The 16,795-nt window shown below is 73.5% G+C and carries 10 protein-coding genes and 1 pseudogene; 5 read left to right on the top strand and 6 right to left on the bottom strand.

What is annotated here, in order from left to right:
- The first annotated feature begins 22 nt into the window (after positions 1-22).
- Entirely contained in the window at positions 23-1,984 is a 1,962-nt protein-coding gene (locus ACGFNF_RS13630; RefSeq protein ID WP_393167928.1) for a penicillin-binding transpeptidase domain-containing protein, read from the top strand.
- A 1,701-nt stretch (positions 1,985-3,685) separates the two neighbouring features.
- On the opposite strand, the pseudogene ACGFNF_RS13635 reads toward ACGFNF_RS13630, so the two are convergent.
- The 6 genes and pseudogenes from ACGFNF_RS13635 to ACGFNF_RS13660 all read right to left on the bottom strand — a co-directional run.
- Positions 3,686-4,667: pseudogene (locus ACGFNF_RS13635) on the bottom strand (arginase family protein); the annotation flags it as partial.
- 87 nt (positions 4,668-4,754) lie between these two features.
- Positions 4,755-5,672, bottom strand: a complete 918-nt coding sequence (locus tag ACGFNF_RS13640) for a tetratricopeptide repeat protein (RefSeq protein ID WP_393167930.1) — start codon at positions 5,670-5,672, stop codon at positions 4,755-4,757.
- Between the two features lie 238 nt (positions 5,673-5,910).
- Positions 5,911-7,599 carry a methylmalonyl-CoA mutase family protein gene (locus ACGFNF_RS13645; protein ID WP_311412025.1) on the bottom strand — a complete coding sequence of 563 codons (1,689 nt, stop codon included), beginning with the start codon at positions 7,597-7,599 and terminating at the stop codon, positions 5,911-5,913.
- A gap of 108 nt (positions 7,600-7,707) precedes the next feature.
- Positions 7,708-8,121: an Asp23/Gls24 family envelope stress response protein gene (locus tag ACGFNF_RS13650; RefSeq protein WP_357577185.1), complete on the bottom strand. Its 414-nt coding sequence runs from the start codon at positions 8,119-8,121 to the stop codon at positions 7,708-7,710.
- 74 nt (positions 8,122-8,195) lie between these two features.
- Positions 8,196-9,131 carry a methylmalonyl Co-A mutase-associated GTPase MeaB gene (meaB, locus tag ACGFNF_RS13655; protein ID WP_393168171.1) on the bottom strand — a complete coding sequence of 312 codons (936 nt, stop codon included), beginning with the start codon at positions 9,129-9,131 and terminating at the stop codon, positions 8,196-8,198.
- Positions 9,132-9,233: 102 nt separating this feature from the next.
- A complete protein-coding gene (locus tag ACGFNF_RS13660; protein WP_393167933.1) occupies positions 9,234-10,433 on the bottom strand; it encodes an acetyl-CoA C-acetyltransferase in 1,200 nt (399 codons plus the stop codon).
- 61 nt (positions 10,434-10,494) lie between these two features.
- Between ACGFNF_RS13660 and mce the strand changes: the two genes are divergently transcribed.
- The 4 genes from mce (at position 10,495) to ACGFNF_RS13680 (ending at position 16,578) form a co-directional block, all read left to right on the top strand.
- Entirely contained in the window at positions 10,495-10,968 is a 474-nt protein-coding gene (mce, locus tag ACGFNF_RS13665) for a methylmalonyl-CoA epimerase (RefSeq protein WP_121399562.1), read from the top strand.
- A 345-nt stretch (positions 10,969-11,313) separates the two neighbouring features.
- Positions 11,314-12,669, top strand: coding sequence for a crotonyl-CoA carboxylase/reductase (gene ccrA, locus ACGFNF_RS13670; RefSeq protein ID WP_393167935.1), 1,356 nt, complete (start codon positions 11,314-11,316; stop codon positions 12,667-12,669).
- Between the two features lie 310 nt (positions 12,670-12,979).
- Positions 12,980-14,242 (top strand): cell division protein DivIVA, encoded by a 1,263-nt coding sequence (locus tag ACGFNF_RS13675; RefSeq protein WP_393167937.1) that lies wholly within the window; start codon positions 12,980-12,982, stop codon positions 14,240-14,242.
- A gap of 185 nt (positions 14,243-14,427) precedes the next feature.
- Complete coding sequence (locus ACGFNF_RS13680) at positions 14,428-16,578, top strand: hypothetical protein (protein ID WP_393167939.1); 2,151 nt, start codon at positions 14,428-14,430, stop codon at positions 16,576-16,578.
- The last annotated feature ends 217 nt before the right edge of the window (positions 16,579-16,795 follow it).

Below are 16,795 nucleotides of genomic sequence, written 5' to 3' on the forward strand. Positions count from 1 at the left end.
CCGAGATCGGAGATCCGCTTCCATGCACCTGTCGTACCCCCGCCGCCCCCGCCGCAACCGGCTCCGCCCGCCGCTGGCGCTGCTCGCCGCGACCGCGCTCGCAGCCGGCGCCCTCACCGCGTGCTCGGGCGGTGACGGACCGGAGCGCAGCGTCGACGCGTTCCTGGCCGGCTGGCGCTCGGGCGACCTCCAGGCCGTCGGCTTCGTCGACCCGACCGGCGCCAAGGTGCCGGCAGCCGACGTCGCCCGCGAGCTCAAGGAGCTCTCCGGCGAGCTGGCGGCCACGCCACCGACGCTGACCCGCCGGGGCGAGGCGAAGGTGACCAAGGACGTCGCGACCTCGGTGGTCAAGGTCGACTGGGCCCTCCCGGGCGGGACCCGTTGGGCGTACGAGCGTCCGGTGCGGCTCACCCGCGGCGGCGACGAGTGGCGGGTGATCTGGGAGCCGCAGGTGGTGCAGGAGCAGCTCACCCGGGGCGAGCGGCTCGGGCTGCGCCGCGACACCGCCACCCGGGCCGCGGTGCTCGACGCCGCCGGCCAGCCGATCGTGGCGCCCCGACCCGTGGTGCGGGTCGGGCTCCAACCGGGCGAGGTCACCGACCTCCCTGGCCTGACCCGGAGGCTGGACTCGGCCTTCCGGGCGATCCGACCGGCGATCACCCCGCCGGTGGACCTCTCCGGGCTGCGCAAGCGGCTCGACGACGCGGATCCGGGCGCGTTCGTCGAGGTGGTGACCCTGCGCGAGGAGGCGTACCGGCAGATCAAACAACGCATCTACGACCTGCCGGGCACCAAGTTCCGCAGCGACAAGCTCGACCTGGCCCCCACCCGCGAGTTCGCCCGGGCGGTGCTCGGCTCCGTCGACCCGGCCCAGGCCGACGACCTCGCCCAGCACCCCGACCGCTACGAGGCCGGCGACCTGGTCGGCCACGGGGGCCTCCAGGGCCGCCACGACGAGCGGCTACGCGGCGCGGCCGGGCTGACCGTGATCACCGAGCGCCCCGGCCCGGACGGCACGCTGGTGCCCACCGGCACCGAGGTGTTCCGCAGCGAGCCGAAGCCGGGGCAGTCGGTCAAGACCACGCTCGACGTCGCCACCCAGAACGCGGCCGACACCGCCCTGCGCAGCGAGAAGCGCCGGGCGGCGCTGGTGGCGGTGCGGATCAGCGACGGCGCGGTGCTCGCCGCGGCCAACGGTCCCGGCGCGGCCGGGGAGAACCTGGCCTTCACCGCCCAGGTCCCGCCGGGCTCCACCTTCAAGATGGTCAGCGCGCTCGGCCTGCTCGACCGGGGCGCGGTCACGCCGGCCGCGACGGTGGACTGCCCGAAGACGTTCACCGTCGACGGCAAGCCGTTCAAGAACTCCGAGAACTTCGTGCTGGGGCCGGTGCCCTTCCGCACCGACTTCGCCAAGTCCTGCAACACCGCGTTCGCCGCGCTGGCGCCGAAGCTCGGCCCCGACGGACTGGCCGTGACCGGTCGTTCCCTCGGGCTGGAGGGGCAGTGGGACGTCGGCCTCGACGCCTTCACCGGCAAGGTCTCGGCGAACGGCGGGGCGACCGAGCAGGCCGCCGCCGCCATCGGCCAGGGCACCACGCTGGTCAGCCCGCTGGCCATGGCGTCGGCCACCGCAGCGGTCGCCCGGGGTCGGTTCGAGCAGCCGAAACTGGTCCTCGACCCCGCCCCGGCCCAGCCCGCCGCCCCCGGCCCGCAGCTCAAGCCGGAGTCGGTCGAGGGGGTCCGGGCGATGATGCGGGAGGTGGTCACGGCCGGCTCCGGCAGCGCGCTGCGGGACGTGCCGGGCGCGCCGGTGCACGGCAAGACGGGCACCGCCGAATACGACGACAACCCGGCGCACACGCACGCCTGGTTCGTCGGCTGGCAGGGCGACGTCGCGTTCGCGGTCTTCGTCGAGAAGGGCGGAGCCAGCACCGCCACCGCTGTCCCCGCCGCCGAACGCTTCCTCCGCGCCCTCTCCCGCTGACCAACCTCACCGACACCGACACCGACACCGACACCGGTACCGGCCTCGACGGTGCCGGCAGCGTCGGTGCCGGTGCCGGTGTCGTCGGTGCCGGTGTCGTCGGTGCCGGCAGCGTCGGTGCCGGCAGCGTCGGGCACCCGTGGGCACCGCTGCTTCGCGGTTCACGCGACCACGTCCGGGTCGGCGTCGTCCGTCACGTGTCGGCGACGGCGACGTGTAGTTGCGGCAGCCTCGGCGGCCCAAGCGACGGTGCACTGCGCGGCTTCGTCGATGATCACCAGGTCGAACAGCGCGCAAAGGGCCGGTCGCCGCACCGGGAGCCCCACCTGCCTGCCGCCAGAAGCGAGCATTGGTGATCAGGACGCCATGGACGTTACCGGGCGGTTTTAACGTCCATGGCGTCCTGATCACCACTGGTTGGCGGGCGTTCCCGCGCAACCGGAGCGACGCTGTGGAGCTGCCCCTACCGACGGGGCAGGCGCCGACGCCCGCCGGGCGCACATCCGGCAATCCACCGGTGGAACACCATGGGTGTCAAAAACCTTTGGTGACACCCATGGTGTTCCACCCGTCACCTCGCGTCCCACCAGCCTCCGCGACCGGACCCGCAGGCGCACCGGCCTAGCTCAATCGGCCCTGCCTCGACCGCGCCCGTCTCGACCGTCTCGGGCACGTGCCACCAGCCGCCCGGCCGTGACCTGTCCTAGACACGTGCCACCAGCCGCCCCGCCGTGACCTGAACCGGGCACGTGCGGTTAGCCGTCCCGCCTTGCCCTGCCCTGGGCACGTGCGATCAGCCGCCCCGCCTTGCCCTGAACCGGGGACGTGCGATCAGCCGCCCACCTCGCCCTGCCCTGGGCACGTGCCACCAGCCGCCCCGCCTCGCCCTGCCCTGGGCACGTGCCATCAGCCGTCCCGGCGCGACCGGGCCCGGCAGGTGGGCGCACAGATGGGGCAGCTCGACAGGGGGTCAGGCGATACCGGCGGCGGATGGCGAGGTGCCGTCCTCGGGCGCGGGCAGCGGGTCGCCCGGGTCGAGGCCCGCGAGCGGTGCCCGGCGCAGCAGGCCCGGGCCTGCGGAGGCGGGCGGGCCGACGGGTTCCGGCACGGCGAGACCGTCGGAGGCGGCGGCAACCGGGGCCACCGGCCCGAGCGGCCGAAGCGGGGCTGGCGGAACGTCATCGGCACGCTCCTCGGCGCCGCCCGGGTACCGGTCGTCTCCGTCAACGCGTGGAACGGGGGCGGAAACGAGCGCCGGGGCGGAGGCCGACGGAGGCATGATCGGCACCTCGGGACGACCGTTGCTCCGCCGAGCCGAGGGCACGACCGAGCCGGCAGACGCCGACGGCCCGGCCGAATCCGCAGACGCCGACGGCCCAACCGAGCCAGCAGACGCCGAGCGCGTGGCAGGGGCGGCAAGCGCAGACGGCCCAGCCGACGCGGCAGACGGCCCAGCCGACGCGGCAGACGGCCCGGACGGCACCGCAGACGGCCCAGCCGACACCGCAGGCGGCCCGGACGAGACGGCAGACGGCCCGGACGAGACGGCAGACGGCCCGGACGAGACGGCAGACGGCCCGGACGAGACGGCAGAGGTAGACGGCACGCCGGGGTCGGCAGACGACGACGGCACGCTCGACGCGGCGGAGGCAGAGGGCGTGGTGGGGGCAGTGGGGGCGGAGGGCCTGGTGGGGGCGGCAGAGCGTGACGGCGCGGGCGGGGCGGCGGACGCCGACGGGCCCGGCAGCAGTCGGGGCGGCGAAGCCGTCGGCGCCGAGACCGGGCGCAGCCCGGCCACCACGGTGTTGACGATCTCGGCCGCGTACGCGCCGTCCAAGTCGTAGTCGGGGTCGAAGACGGTCAGCTCGACGCCGAGGCAGTGCGGGGTGTCGACGAGGCCGGCGAGCAGGATCTCCAGCTCGGCGAAGGCGATCCCGCCCGGGTCGGGGGCGTCGACCGCCGGCATCACGGCCGGGTCCAGCACGTCCACGTCGATGTGCACCCAGTAGCCGGCGCAGTCGGCGAGCTGCTCGTGCGCCCACTGTGCCGTACGCGCGGCGCCCTCGGCGCGCAGCGCCGGCACCGGCCGGGTGGTGATCCCGGCGGCCTGGAGGTCGAGGCGGTACTCGTCCTGTGCCCGGATGCCGAGCACCACCACGTCGATGTCGCGGAAGTACGGCCGACGCCCCTCGATGGCGGCCAGGTCGGCCTGCCCCCGCCCGGTGACCAGCGCGAGGTCCTCGCCCGCCGCCGCTCCCACGTAGGAGGCGTTGCCGGGATGCCGGAAGTCGGAGTGGCCGTCGACGAAGACCAGCCCGATGCGCCCGCCGACCGCCTCGCCGAGCCGGTGCATGGCCAGTGCCGAACCGAGCAGGATGGAGCAGTCGCCGCCGAGCACCAGCGGGAACTCGCTGCGGTCGATGATGGCGCCGATGCGCTCCGCGAGCGCCACCGAGTAGTCGGCGATCTCGCGGGCGTGGCAGACCCCGTCACCCGGTCGCCAGTCGCCGGGGTCGTAGCGGGGCGCGGTGAGGCAGCCCGCGTCGCGGGCCCGCAGCCGGGCGAGCAGCCCCTGGTCGCGCAGCGCGCCCGGGGCCTTGCCGCAGCCGGGGACCGAGGTGGACGTGGGTGGGCGCAGGCCGAGGTTGCTGGGCGCGTCGAGGACGGCGATCCGGCGCATCATGGGCTCCCGTCCTCGAGGTGTCGGGCGGGCCGGCCGGAACGCCGGCCCGCGCTGGCGTGCTACGTACTCACAAGCAGGGCGTGGTGCTCAGAACAGGGCGCTGGCCAGGGACCGGCGCGCCGAGGCGACCGCGGGATCCTCCGGCCCGGCGACCGTGAAGAGGCTGACCAGGTGCTGGCGTACCTTCTCCCGCTCCTCACCGGCGGTGCGGCGGACCAGGCCCACCAGGCGGGCGTACGCCGCCTCGGCCTGACCGCTGAGCACCTCGATGTCGGCGGCCAGGAGCTGGGCCTCGACGTCGTCGGGGTTCGCCTGGGCGGCGGCGACCGCCGCGCCCGGGTCGGCCCCGGCCACCCGGCGGGCGAGCCCGACCTGGGCGAGGCCCGCCTCCGCCGCGGCGTCCGCGGGCGACTCCGCGAGGATCTTGCGGTACGCCTGCTCGGCCGCGTCGAGGTCGCCGCTCATCAGGGCGTCGTCGGCCTCGTCGAGGCGCGGGTCCTCCGGCTCGGCGACACTCACGCCACCGGCCTTGAGCACCGCCTGGATCCACTGCCGCAGCTGCGCCTCGGGCACCACGCCGGAGAAGGCGTCGATCGGCTGGCCGCCGACCACCGCGTAGACCATCGGGATGCCCTGCACCCGGAACATCTGGGCGATCCGGGGGTTGGCGTCCACGTCGACCTTGGCGAGCACCCAGGCGCCGCCGCCCTCGGCGGCCAGCCGCTCCAGCACGGGGCTCAGCTGCTTGCACGGCTCGCACCACTCGGCCCAGAAGTCCACGATCACCGGTGTGGTGAGCGAGCGCTCGAGAACCTCGGACTGGAATGTCGCCTCGCTCACGTCGATGACGGCGACGCCGCCACCGGCGGCGCCGGGGAAATCGGCGGAGGGGGCGGACTGGGCCGGGGTGGCGGGGCGGGCAGGGGCCGGTGCGGGGGTGCGCAGCGCGCTGAGGTCGACCGCGCCGCGGGTGAAGATCGACGAGGTGATCCGTGGGTCGCTCATGGTTACCTAGTCTCGCACGCGACCCACGGAACTCAGATCAACCGCGACGGCGACAGTTGCGACTGTCACGGCTGCTCCCGCCCTTCCCCGCCCCGTCCCCGCGCCGCTGCCCGGTCTCCCGCCCGACACCCCGCGATCCCGCACCTCCGGTCCTCGGTACGAGGCCTGCCCGGCGGCTGCCGGGACACGGGGTGCGGGATCGCGGTGGAGCGGGATCGCGGTGTCGAGGGGGACGGGGTCAGAAGCGGGCGGGTTCGCGGTAGACGCCCCACTCGGCGCGCAGGGCGTCGCAGATCTCGCCGAGGGTGGCCTCCGCGCGGACGGCGTCCAGCATGGCCGGGATCATGTTGCCGTCGGTCCGGCCGACGGCGACCATCCGCTCGATGGCGGCCTTGACGGCGGCCTCGTCGCGGCCGGCCTTCCGCTCGGCCAGCACCCGGCGCTGCTCCAGCTCCACCTCGTGCGAGATGCGCAGGATCTCCAGGTCCTTGGCGACCGTGCCGGTGTGGCAGTTGACCCCGACGATCCGCTTGTCGCCCTTCTCCAGCGCCTGCTGGTAGACGAACGCGGACTCGGCGATGTGGCCGGTGAACCAGCCGTCCTCGATGCCGCGCAGGATGCCGGAGGTCATCGGGCCGATCTGGTGCGGACCCTCCCCGCCGAGCTGCCGGATCCGGGCGAAGATCTCCTCCGCCTCGGCCTCGATCTTGTCGGTGAGCGCCTCGACGTACCAGGACCCGCCCAGCGGGTCCGCCACGTTGGTCACCCCGGTCTCCTCCATCAGCACCTGCTGGGTACGCAGGGCGATCTCGGCGGACTCGTCGGTGGGCAGCGCCAGGGTCTCGTCCAGGGCGTTGGTGTGCAGCGAGTTGGTGCCGCCGAGCACCGCCGCGAGCGCCTCCACGGCGGTACGCACCACGTTGTTGACCGGCTGCTGGGCGGTCAGCGACACCCCGGCGGTCTGCGTGTGGAACCGCAGCCAGAGCGCCTTCTCACTGGTCGCGCCGTAGACGTCGCGCAGCCAGCGGGCCCAGATGCGGCGGGCGGCCCGGAACTTGGCGATCTCCTCGAAGAAGTCGACGTGCGAGTCGAAGAAGAAGCTCAGGCCGGGCGCGAAGACGTTGACGTCGAGCCCCCGGGAGAGCCCCAGCTCGACGTAGCCGAACCCGTCGGCGAGCGTGTACGCCAGCTCCTGCGCGGCGGTCGAGCCGGCCTCGCGGATGTGGTAGCCGGAGACCGAGAGCGGCTTGTAGCGCGGGATCTCCCGGGCGCAGTACTCCATCAGGTCGCCGATCAGGCGCAGGTGCGGCTCCGGGTCGAAGAGCCACTCCTTCTGCGCGATGTACTCCTTGAAGATGTCCGTCTGCAACGTGCCGTCCAGCGTGGACAGGTCGGCGCCCTGCCGCTCGGCGGCCACCAGGTACATGCAGAACACCGGCACGGCCGGCCCGGAGATGGTCATCGACGTGGTGACCCCGGCCAGGTCGATGCCGTCGAAGAGGGCCTCCATGTCGGCGGCGGTGTCGATGGCGACGCCGCAGTGGCCCACCTCGCCGAGCGCCTGCGGGTCGTCGGAGTCCCGGCCCATCAGCGTGGGCATGTCGAAGGCAACGGAGAGACCGCCGCCGCCGGCGCCCAGGATCATCTTGTAGCGCTCGTTGGTCTGCTGGGCGTTGCCGAACCCGGCGAACTGCCGGATCGTCCAGGTCCGCCCGCGGTAGCCGGTCGGATAGAGACCCCGGGTGTACGGGTACTCGCCCGGCCAGCCGATGCGCTCGAAGCCCGGGTAGGGCACGCCCTCCGGCGGCCCGTAGACCGGGTCGACGGGCATCCCGGAGAGCGTGGTGAAGTCGGCGTCCCGCTTGCGCGCGGCGTCGTAGCGGGCCTGCCAGCGCGCCCGTCCGGCGGCGATCTCGTCGGCGTTCATCGGCGGGGCTCCTCCTCGAGTCCTCGACTGCACTGCGAGTGTAGAGCCCAGACCTGAACGATCGCTAAGTAAGTTCGTACCGGCAGGTAACCTGAGCCGTTGGACGCGTCACGCGACGGGCGCGGCGGGACCGCCCAGGGCCACGTCGTCGACCCTGATGTTGACCTCGTCGACCCGCAGCCCGTACGCCTCGACCGCCCCGGCGACCTGCGCCCGGACCTCGGCGGTCACCTGCGGCACCGGGCGGCCGGCCTCGATCACGATGACCAGGTTGACCACCGCCGCGCCGTTCGTGACGTGGGCCGAGCAGCCGCGCCGGGCGTCGCCGACCTGGTCGAGCCCGACCTTGTCGAGCACCGCGTTGAAGAACCGGGCCACGTCCCCGCCCAGCTCGACCACCCCGGGCACGGACCGCGCGGCGGCCACCGCGATCTTCTCCACCACCTCGTCGGAGACGAGCGTCGTCCCGCCCGGCACCGCGTCCGGTGTCACCGACAGCTCCTGCGTCGCCTCGTCGCCCATCGTCTCCCCACTCCGCCGCGCACCGCCCCACGCCGACCGTGGAGCGGTGCGAGCGTACTAGCTCGACGGGCCCCTCAGGAGCCGAGCTGGGAGAGCAGTTCGTCGGCCGCCGCGTACGGGTCGAGGGCGCCCTCGGCCACCTTCGCGGCGAGCGCCGGCAGCTCCGTACCGTCGCGCAGGGAACCGATCCGGGCGCGGAGCACGCCCAGCGCGATCGCCTCGACCTCGGCGGCGGCCCGCGCCTCCTGGCGGCGACGCAGCTCGCCGTGCTCGACCAGCCAGGCACGGTGCTTGTCGATGGCGGCGGCGATGTCGTCGATCCCCTCGCCCCGGGAGGCGATCGCGCGCACCACCTGCGGCCGCCAGTCGCCCGGGCCGCGCTCACCCAGGGCGATCATGCCCTGGATGTCGCGGTAGGTGGCGTCGGCGCCGTCCCGGTCGGCCTTGTTGACCACGAAGACGTCGGCGATCTCCAGGATGCCGGCCTTGACCGCCTGGATCGCGTCGCCCATGCCCGGGGCGAGCAGCACCAGCGTGGTGTCGGCCAGCGAGGCGACCTCCACCTCGGCCTGCCCGACGCCCACGGTCTCCACCAGCACGACGTCGCAGCCGGCGCCCTCCAGCACCCGCACCGCCTGCGGCGTGGCGGCCGACAGCCCGCCCAGGTGGCCCCGGCTCGACATCGACCGGATGTAGACGCCCGGGTCGGTGGCGTGGTCCTGCATCCGGACCCGGTCGCCGAGGATCGCCCCGCCCGTGAACGGGCTGGACGGGTCGATGGCCAGCACGCCCACCCGGTGGCCGCGGGCGCGCAGCGCCCGGACCAGCTCGTTGGTGGTGGTCGACTTGCCCACCCCCGGTGAGCCGGTCAGCCCGACCACCTGGGCCTGGCCGGCGTACGGCGCGAGGGCCGCCGCGATCCGCGGCAGCGTCTCGTCGCCGGACTCGACCAGGGTGATCAGTCGGGCCACCGCGCGCGGATCGCCCGCGCGGGCCCGCTCGACCAGCATCGGCACGTCCCGGCTGCGGCGCACCGGGGGTGCGCCGGCCGCCGGGACGCCGTCGACGATCTCGCTCACTGTGCTGCCTCTACGGGATCGGCCGGCCGGCGGTCAGTGACCGCTCTCGCCGGGGGCCGGGACGTGGATGATCAGAGCGTCGCCCTGGCCGCCGCCGCCGCAGAGCGCCGCGGCGCCCGTGCCGCCGCCCCGGCGCTTGAGCTCCAGCGCGAGGGTGAGCACCAGCCGGGCGCCGGACATGCCGATCGGGTGGCCCAGCGCGATCGCCCCGCCGTTGACGTTGACCTTGTCCGGGCTGATCCCGAGGTCACGGGTGGACTGGATGCCCACCTGGGCGAACGCCTCGTTGATCTCGATGAGGTCCAGGTCCTCGATGCCGAGCCCACCCTTCTTGAGGGCGTGCTGGATCGCGTTGGACGGCTGCGAGTGCAGGGAGTTGTCCGGGCCGGCGACGTTGCCGTGCGCGCCGATCTCGGCCAGCCAGGTCAGCCCCAGCTCCTTGGCCTTGGCCTTGCTCATGACGACCACCGCGGCGGCGCCGTCGGAGATCGGCGAGGCGCTGCCGGCGGTGATGGTGCCGTCCTTGGCGAACGCCGGGCGCAGCTTCGCCAGCGACTCGACGGTGGTGTCCGGGCGGATCCCCTCGTCCTCGCTGATCACCAGCGGGTCGCCCTTGCGCTGCGGGATGACCACCGGGGTGATCTCGTCGGCGAAGTGGCCGTTCTTCTGCGCGGCGGCGGCCCGCTGGTGGCTGGTCGCGGCGAACGCGTCCTGCTCCTCGCGGGAGATGCCGTGCCGCCCGTTGTGCCGCTCGGTGGACTCGCCCATCGCGCAGTTGTCCCAGGCGTCGGTGAGCCCGTCGAGCGCCATGTGGTCCTTGACCACCACGTCGCCGTACTTGTAGCCGCCGCGCTGGCCGAGCAGCAGGTGCGGGGCGTTGGTCATCGACTCCATGCCGCCGGCGACGACGATGTCGAACTCGCCGGCGCGGATCAGCTGGTCGGCCAGGGCGATCGCGTCCAGGCCGGAGAGGCAGACCTTGTTGACGGTCAGCGCCGGCACGGACATCGGGATGCCGGCCTCGACCGCCGCCTGGCGGGCCGGGATCTGTCCGGCGCCGGCCTGGAGCACCTGCCCCATGATCACGTACTGGACCTGCTCGGGGGCGACGCCGGCCCGCTCGAGCGCCGCCTTGATCGCGACGCCACCGAGCCTGGTCGCGGGGAGGTCCTTGAGGTTGCCCAGCAGGCGCCCCATCGGGGTCCGCGCGCCGCTGACGATCACCGAAGCCATGCCTGCCTCCGAGGGGGTGCCGACCTGTACGCCTTAACGATTGTTCGGTCAGACTAGCGCCATGGCTGAGAACTCCCCCGTCGAGACCGCTGCCGACTATGTCACAGACATCGGCCTGCGCCGCATCGACCACGTCGGGGTCGCCGTCGCCGACCTGGACGCCGCGATCGACTTCTACCAGCGCACCTTCGGGATGCGCTGCGTGCACACCGAGGTGAACGCCGAGCAGGGCGTACGCGAGGCGATGCTGGCCGTCGGCCCGGACGCCGAGGGCGGCTGCGTGCAGTTGCTCGCCCCGCTGACCCCGGAGTCGACAATCGCCAAGTTCCTCGACAAGAAGGGCCCGGGCGTGCAGCAGGTGGCGTACACCGTCGAGGACATCGACGCCGCCTGCGCGAAGCTGCGCGAGCGGGGCGTGAAGCTGCTCTACGACACCCCGAAGCGCGGCACCGCCAACTCGCGGGTCAACTTCGTCCACCCGAAGGACGCCGGCGGGGTGCTTGTCGAACTCGTCGAGCCCGCCGCCGGGCACTGATCCCCCGCCTCCGGCTCCCGTCGACCGGACGGGGGCCGGAGGCCACACTCCATCTGGCGAGAAGGGGCCGGAGGCCACTCCCCGGCTGGTGGGAGAGGGGCCGCAGGCCCCGCCGAGCGCATCGGTGCGTGGTTCCACCGCCGCCCGGGCACCTCCACGCATCGGCCAATGCAGTTTTTCACAGAGGACTTCCGGCCCTACCTACTGTTCAGTAACGTCCCGCCCCACAGGAGCGCGGCCGGTACCGGATGTGTCGGATGCCGACATGGCGGTGGGCCGCACCGACGCCGACGATGGCAGCACCCAGGCCCGCGTGGGCGGGGTGCGGACGAACGGGAGGTCGACGTGCAGGACATCCTCGAAGCGATCATGGCGGCGGAGGGATCCGACAAACCCGCACGGGAGCTCGCCGGGATCGCCGGCCTGCCGGTACCCGAGACGTACCGCGGCGTGGTGGTGCGCGCCGACGAGACCCGGATGTTCGACGGCCTGGCCACCCGGGACAAGGACCCGCGCAAGGCGCTGCACGTGCAGGAGGTGCCGACGCCGGAGCTGGGGCCGGGCGAGGCGCTGGTCGCCGTGATGGCGAGCGCGATCAACTACAACACGGTCTGGACCAGCATCTTCGAGCCGCTGCCGACCTTCAAGTTCCTCGAGCGCTACGGCCGGCTCTCCGAGCTGACCCGCCGACACGACCTGCCGTACCACGTGGTGGGCTCCGACGCCGCCGGCGTGGTGCTGCGCACCGGGCCCGGGGTGACGAAGTGGAAGGCCGGCGACGAGGTCGTCGCGCACTGCCTCTCCGTGGAGCTGGAGGACGCGGCCGGGCACGACGACACCATGCTGGATCCGCAGCAGCGGATCTGGGGCTTCGAGACCAACTTCGGCGGCCTGGCCGAGCTGTGCGTGGTCAAGGCCAACCAGCTGATGCCCAAGCCGCGCCACCTGAGCTGGGAGGAGGCGGCCAGCCCGGGGCTGGTCAACTCGACGGCGTACCGGCAGCTGGTGTCGCACCACGGGGCCAACATGAAGCAGGGCGACGTGGTGCTGATCTGGGGCGCCTCCGGCGGCCTGGGCGGCTACGCCACCCAGATGGCGCTCAACGGCGGCGCGATCCCGGTCTGCGTGGTCTCCTCGCCGGAGAAGGCGGAGCTGTGCCGGAAGATGGGCGCCGAGCTGGTGATCGACCGCACCGCCGAGGGCTTCCGCTTCTGGTCCGACGAGCAGACCCAGGACCAGGACGAGTGGCGCCGCTTCGGCGAGCGCATCCGCGAGCTGACCGGCGGCGACGACCCGGACATCGTCTTCGAGCACCCCGGCCGGGAGACCTTCGGCGCCAGCGTCTACGTGGCCAAGAAGGGCGGCACCATCGTCACCTGCGCCTCCACCAGCGGCTACCTGCACCAGTACGACAACCGCTACCTCTGGATGCACCTGAAGCGGATCATCGGCAGCCACTTCGCCAACTACCGCGAGGCGTGGGAGGCCAACCGGCTCGTGGCACTGGGCAAGGTCCACCCCACCGTGTCGAAGACCTACGCGCTGGAGCAGACCGGCCAGGCCGCGTACGAGGTGCACCGCAACGCGCACCAGGGCAAGGTCGGCGTCCGCTGCCTGGCCCCGTCGGACGGGCTCGGCGTACGCGACCGCGAGCTGCGCTCCCGGCACGAGGACGCGATCAACCGGTTCCGCGGCCACTGACCCGAGGGACGAGGCGCCGTCGACCATTGCGGTGAACGGCGATTGCCTTTCCGCCTAGTGTCGGACGCTCATTCGAGCGATGCCGACCATGGCGCGACAAAGGGCCGCGGGGTACTCCCGCGGCCCTTTTCCATGTCACGCTCCGTGCCCTGTCCCCTGTCACGCTCCGTGCCGTCCGACCCGCCCGGGACCTGCCAAGATCGGCGATCTGCCCGGTCCTCGGCGGACCCGCAGTTGACCATGTAATGAGGACACGAAAGCTCGGCACCGCTCTTGCGAAGCACCCTGGGGGGTCTGCGAGTATGTCCCAATGCCCCAGCAGTCCTCCCCTCTTGCGTTCTTCGATAACGCGAACTCGCAGCCCGATTTCACCGTTGGCCTGCGCGGCTACAACACCCACCAGGTCGATGACTTCATCGGCCGGATGACGGCCGCGCTGACCCAGTCCGAGCAGGCCCGCGCCGAGGCCGAGCAGCGGATGAACGACGCCCAGCGACGGCTCCGCCAGGCCGAGCAGCGGATGAGCGCGCTGGAGCAGAAGCTCGCCGACACCAACAAGCAGCTCGAGGAGAACAGCCGGCCGACCCTCTCCGGTCTCGGCACCCGCGTCGAGCAGATCCTGCGGCTGGCCGAGGAGCAGGCCAACGACCACCGCAACGAGGCCAAGCGCGAGTCGGAGGGCATCCTCTCCGCCGCCCGCCTCGAGGCGCGCGAGATCACCGACAAGGCGCGCGCCGAGGCTGCGGCCATGAAGGCCAACGCCGAGCGGGAGGCGGGCAGCGTCCGCACCGCCGCCGAGCGCGAGGCCGCCGAGGTCCGCGTCCAGGCCCGGCGCGAGGCCGACACGCTGCGCGCCGACGCCGACCGGGAGACCAAGCAGCTGCGCACGGTCACCGCCCACGAGGTCGCCGAGCTGAAGTCCACCGTCGAGCGCGAGGTCGCCACCCTGCGGGCCACCGCCGAGCGGGAGATCACCCAGCAGCGGGCGAAGGCGGCCCGCGAGGCCGAGGAGAAGCGCGCCGAGGCGACCAAGCTGCTCACCGACGCCCGCGACAAGCGCGACAAGGACCTCCAGGCCCTGGAGCTCCAGCTGGCCGAGCGCCGGGAGAAGGCCGAGCGCGAGGAGTCCGAGCGGCACGCCGCGCAGGTGGCCCAGACCCAGAAGCTGGTCAGCGAGGCCGAGCAGCGGGCCCACGCCGCGCAGGAGCGGGCCAAGGAGATCGAGCAGCGCGCCGAGGCCCGCCGGGTCGAGTCGGAGCGCACCGCCAACGAGACGGTCGACAAGGCCAAGGCGCTGGCCGACAAGACGCTCACCGAGGCGAAGGCCGAGTCGAACCGCCTGCTCACCGAGGCGCGCACCGAGGCCGAGCTGACCACCCAGGCGGCCCGCCGCGAGGTCGAGGACCTCACCCGGCAGAAGGACGCCGTCACCTCGCAGCTCGGCCAGATGCTCTCCGGCCTCGCCGGCATCGTGCCGGGCGTGCCCGCCACGCCGCCGGCCGCGCCGGCCAAGCCGGAGGCGAAGAAGGCCGACAACGCCGACGAGCGGGTGGCCGCGGAGACCGCCAACTGACCCGACCGACCCACCCGACCGGGGCATGATTCCACGGCGCGGGGTGACACCGGGTGACCGGTGCGCCCCGCGCCGTGCGCTTTTTCCCGCCAACCGAATTGCCCGGGCGTGTCGGCAGTGAAGTAGGTCCTATCCGGGGCGTCCGTATCGCCCCAGCCGGAGTGGAGGCGTGTGAGGATGGGGGCATGTCGCACGGCGAGGAACTGTTCGCTCTCGGCGGGGATGTGACCACGGAGCCCAGCTTCGAGTCCGCTCTGCGGGGGTACGAGAAACGACAGGTCGACCGGTACGTCGCTCGCGCGGAGCACGAGATCGCGGCCCTGGCGGCCGAGCGGGAACAGGCCTACACACAGATCCACAAGCTGGCCGGCCAGGTCGAGGTGCTCCAACGTGACCTCGCCCAGGCGCGCAAGTCGTCCGGGGCGCTGGAGAACGTCTCCTACCGGCACCTGGGCCCGCGGGTGGAGCAGATCCTCACCATCGCCGAGGAGCAGGCCGACGCGATCCTGGCCTCCGCCAACGAGGAGATCGAGGCTCGCCGGGCCGCCGCGGAGCACATCGTCGACGAGGCCCGCGAGCAGGCCGCCACCGCCCTCAAGGATTTCGAGATCGCGCTGGCCGCCCGCCGGACGGAGGAGGAGCGGCACACCGCGGCCCGCAAGGCCGAGGCGGACGCCGCCGTCCGGACCGCCAAGGACGAGGCCGCCCGGCTGCGCAAGGCCGCCCAGGAGGCGCTCGCGAAGGCCCAGCAGGAGGCCACCCAGCTGCGGGACGCGGCCAAGGAGATCCACCAGCGGGCCCAGCAGGAGGCGACCAAGCTGCGCGAGGCCGCCAAGGAGGTGCACGCCAAGGCGCAGCAGGAGGCCACCCAGCTGCGGGAGGCCGCCAAGGAGGTGCACGCCAAGGCCCAGCAGGAGTCCAAGCGCCTGGTCGACCAGGCCACCGAGGCGGGCCGGGCCACCCACGCCAAGGCGCAGCGGGACGCCAAGCAGATCATCGACGACGCCGCGAGCGCCGGCCGGGCCACCCGCGAGAAGGCCCGCCAGGAGGCCGAGCGGCTCACCACCCAGGCGGCCGAGACGGCCAAGCGCAACCGCGCCGAGACCGAGGCGTACGTGCAGCGGATGCGCACCGAGACCGAGGCGTACGTGCAGCACGCCCGGGCCCAGACGCAGCAGGAGCTGGGCGCCTGGCGGGCCGGGGTCGAGCAGGAGGTCAACAGCCGGCGCGAGGCCGCGGACCGCGAGCTGACCCAGCGCCGCGCGGCGGCCGAGCAGGAGTTCACCAAGCGCCGCGACGAGCTGGAGAAGCAGTACAAGACCCGGCTCGCCGAGTTGGAGAAGCAGCACACGAGCCGGCACGACGAGCTGGAGTCCGGGTTCGAGTCGCGCCGCGCCGCGCTGGAGGCGGAGTACACCGCCCGGAAGAACGAGATCGAGCAGGGTGCCGCCGCCGTCCGCCAGGCCGCCGAGCAGGACGCGCTGACGATGCGCCGGCAGGCCGAGGAGGAGGCCGCGGCGCTGCTCGGCCGGGCCGAGTCGGAGGCGGCCGACAAGCGCCGCAAGGCCGACGAGCACGTGGCGACGTCGCGGCGGCAGTTCGAGGAGTACGCGGCCACGACGCAGCAGCACCTGGCGACGACCCAGCAGCACCTCGCCGCCACGCAACAGGAGGCCGCCGCCAGCCGTCAGCAGCTCGCCCAGGTGATGCTGGAGATCGCCCAGGCCCAGCAGGAGCTGGCCGACCTGCGCCAGGAGACCTGGAAGTCCCGCCAGGAGTCCGACGAGCTCCAGCGACAGGTGGCGGAGCTGCGGTTGGGTCGGCTCGCCGCAGCCGACCGGCCGGGCGGGACGGACGGCGCCGCCGCCCCGGTGGTGGCGGACGGCAAGCCGGCCACGGCGAACGGCGGCAGGCCCCGCCCCGACACGGACAAGCCCTCGGCCGACAAGACCCCTGCGGGTGTGGGCTCCGCGGACAAGGCCCCAGTCGCGGGCGGGGCGACAGGCCCCGCAGCGCCTCCGTCCTCCTCGGACGGGAAGCCCGCCGCCGGCAAGGTGGAGCCGGAGGACGCCGGGCAGCCGGCCAAGGGCCGGATCGAGCCGGCCGACGCCGGACAGCCGGCCAACGGCAAGGCCACCGTGACCACCGTCGACGGGGGCACGGCCAGCGCCGGCGTGGACGGGGAGCCGACCGTGGCGGCGGTGCCCGGCGAGGGAGGCCGGGGCGCCACCCCGACGAAGATCACCAGCACCGGCGAGAACGGCAAGCGCCCGGCGAAGCCGACCACCGACGAGCGCAGCGCCAAGCCGAGCAAGGTCGTCGTCGAGAAGGACTGACTCGCGAGGTCGCCCCGCCCTGCGGGCGGTCAGCGAGGAACCCCTGACCGCTCCACCGCCCGACGATTCGGGTGCGTCGGGCGGATCTTGGAAGAATCGGGCCCCTATAGGGGCCGTGCCGTACCAAGATCTCAGGGCTTCGGTCCTGCCCGCACCCAGAGGGTGCGCGGAGAGGTGGTGTTGGCTGGCCTCGGTAGCACCGCCGGGTCGGTCACAC

The sequence above is a fragment of the Micromonospora sp. NPDC048868 genome, assembly GCF_043198195.1.
Classification (GTDB): domain Bacteria; phylum Actinomycetota; class Actinomycetes; order Mycobacteriales; family Micromonosporaceae; genus Micromonospora; species Micromonospora reichwaldensis.

Coding starts and splice junctions, on each gene's coding strand:
- ACGFNF_RS13645 (WP_311412025.1), bottom strand. CDS start 7,599: ATGAACGCCGACGAGATCGCCGCCGGACGGGCGCGCTGGCAGGCCCGC.
- ACGFNF_RS13640 (WP_393167930.1), bottom strand. CDS start 5,672: ATGAGCGACCCACGGATCACCTCGTCGATCTTCACCCGCGGCGCGGTC.
- ACGFNF_RS13675 (WP_393167937.1), top strand. CDS start 12,980: ATGCCCCAGCAGTCCTCCCCTCTTGCGTTCTTCGATAACGCGAACTCG.
- ACGFNF_RS13630 (WP_393167928.1), top strand. CDS start 23: ATGCACCTGTCGTACCCCCGCCGCCCCCGCCGCAACCGGCTCCGCCCG.
- mce (WP_121399562.1), top strand. CDS start 10,495: ATGGCTGAGAACTCCCCCGTCGAGACCGCTGCCGACTATGTCACAGAC.
- ACGFNF_RS13660 (WP_393167933.1), bottom strand. CDS start 10,433: ATGGCTTCGGTGATCGTCAGCGGCGCGCGGACCCCGATGGGGCGCCTG.
- ACGFNF_RS13680 (WP_393167939.1), top strand. CDS start 14,428: ATGTCGCACGGCGAGGAACTGTTCGCTCTCGGCGGGGATGTGACCACG.
- meaB (WP_393168171.1), bottom strand. CDS start 9,131: ATGCTGGTCGAGCGGGCCCGCGCGGGCGATCCGCGCGCGGTGGCCCGA.
- ACGFNF_RS13650 (WP_357577185.1), bottom strand. CDS start 8,121: ATGGGCGACGAGGCGACGCAGGAGCTGTCGGTGACACCGGACGCGGTG.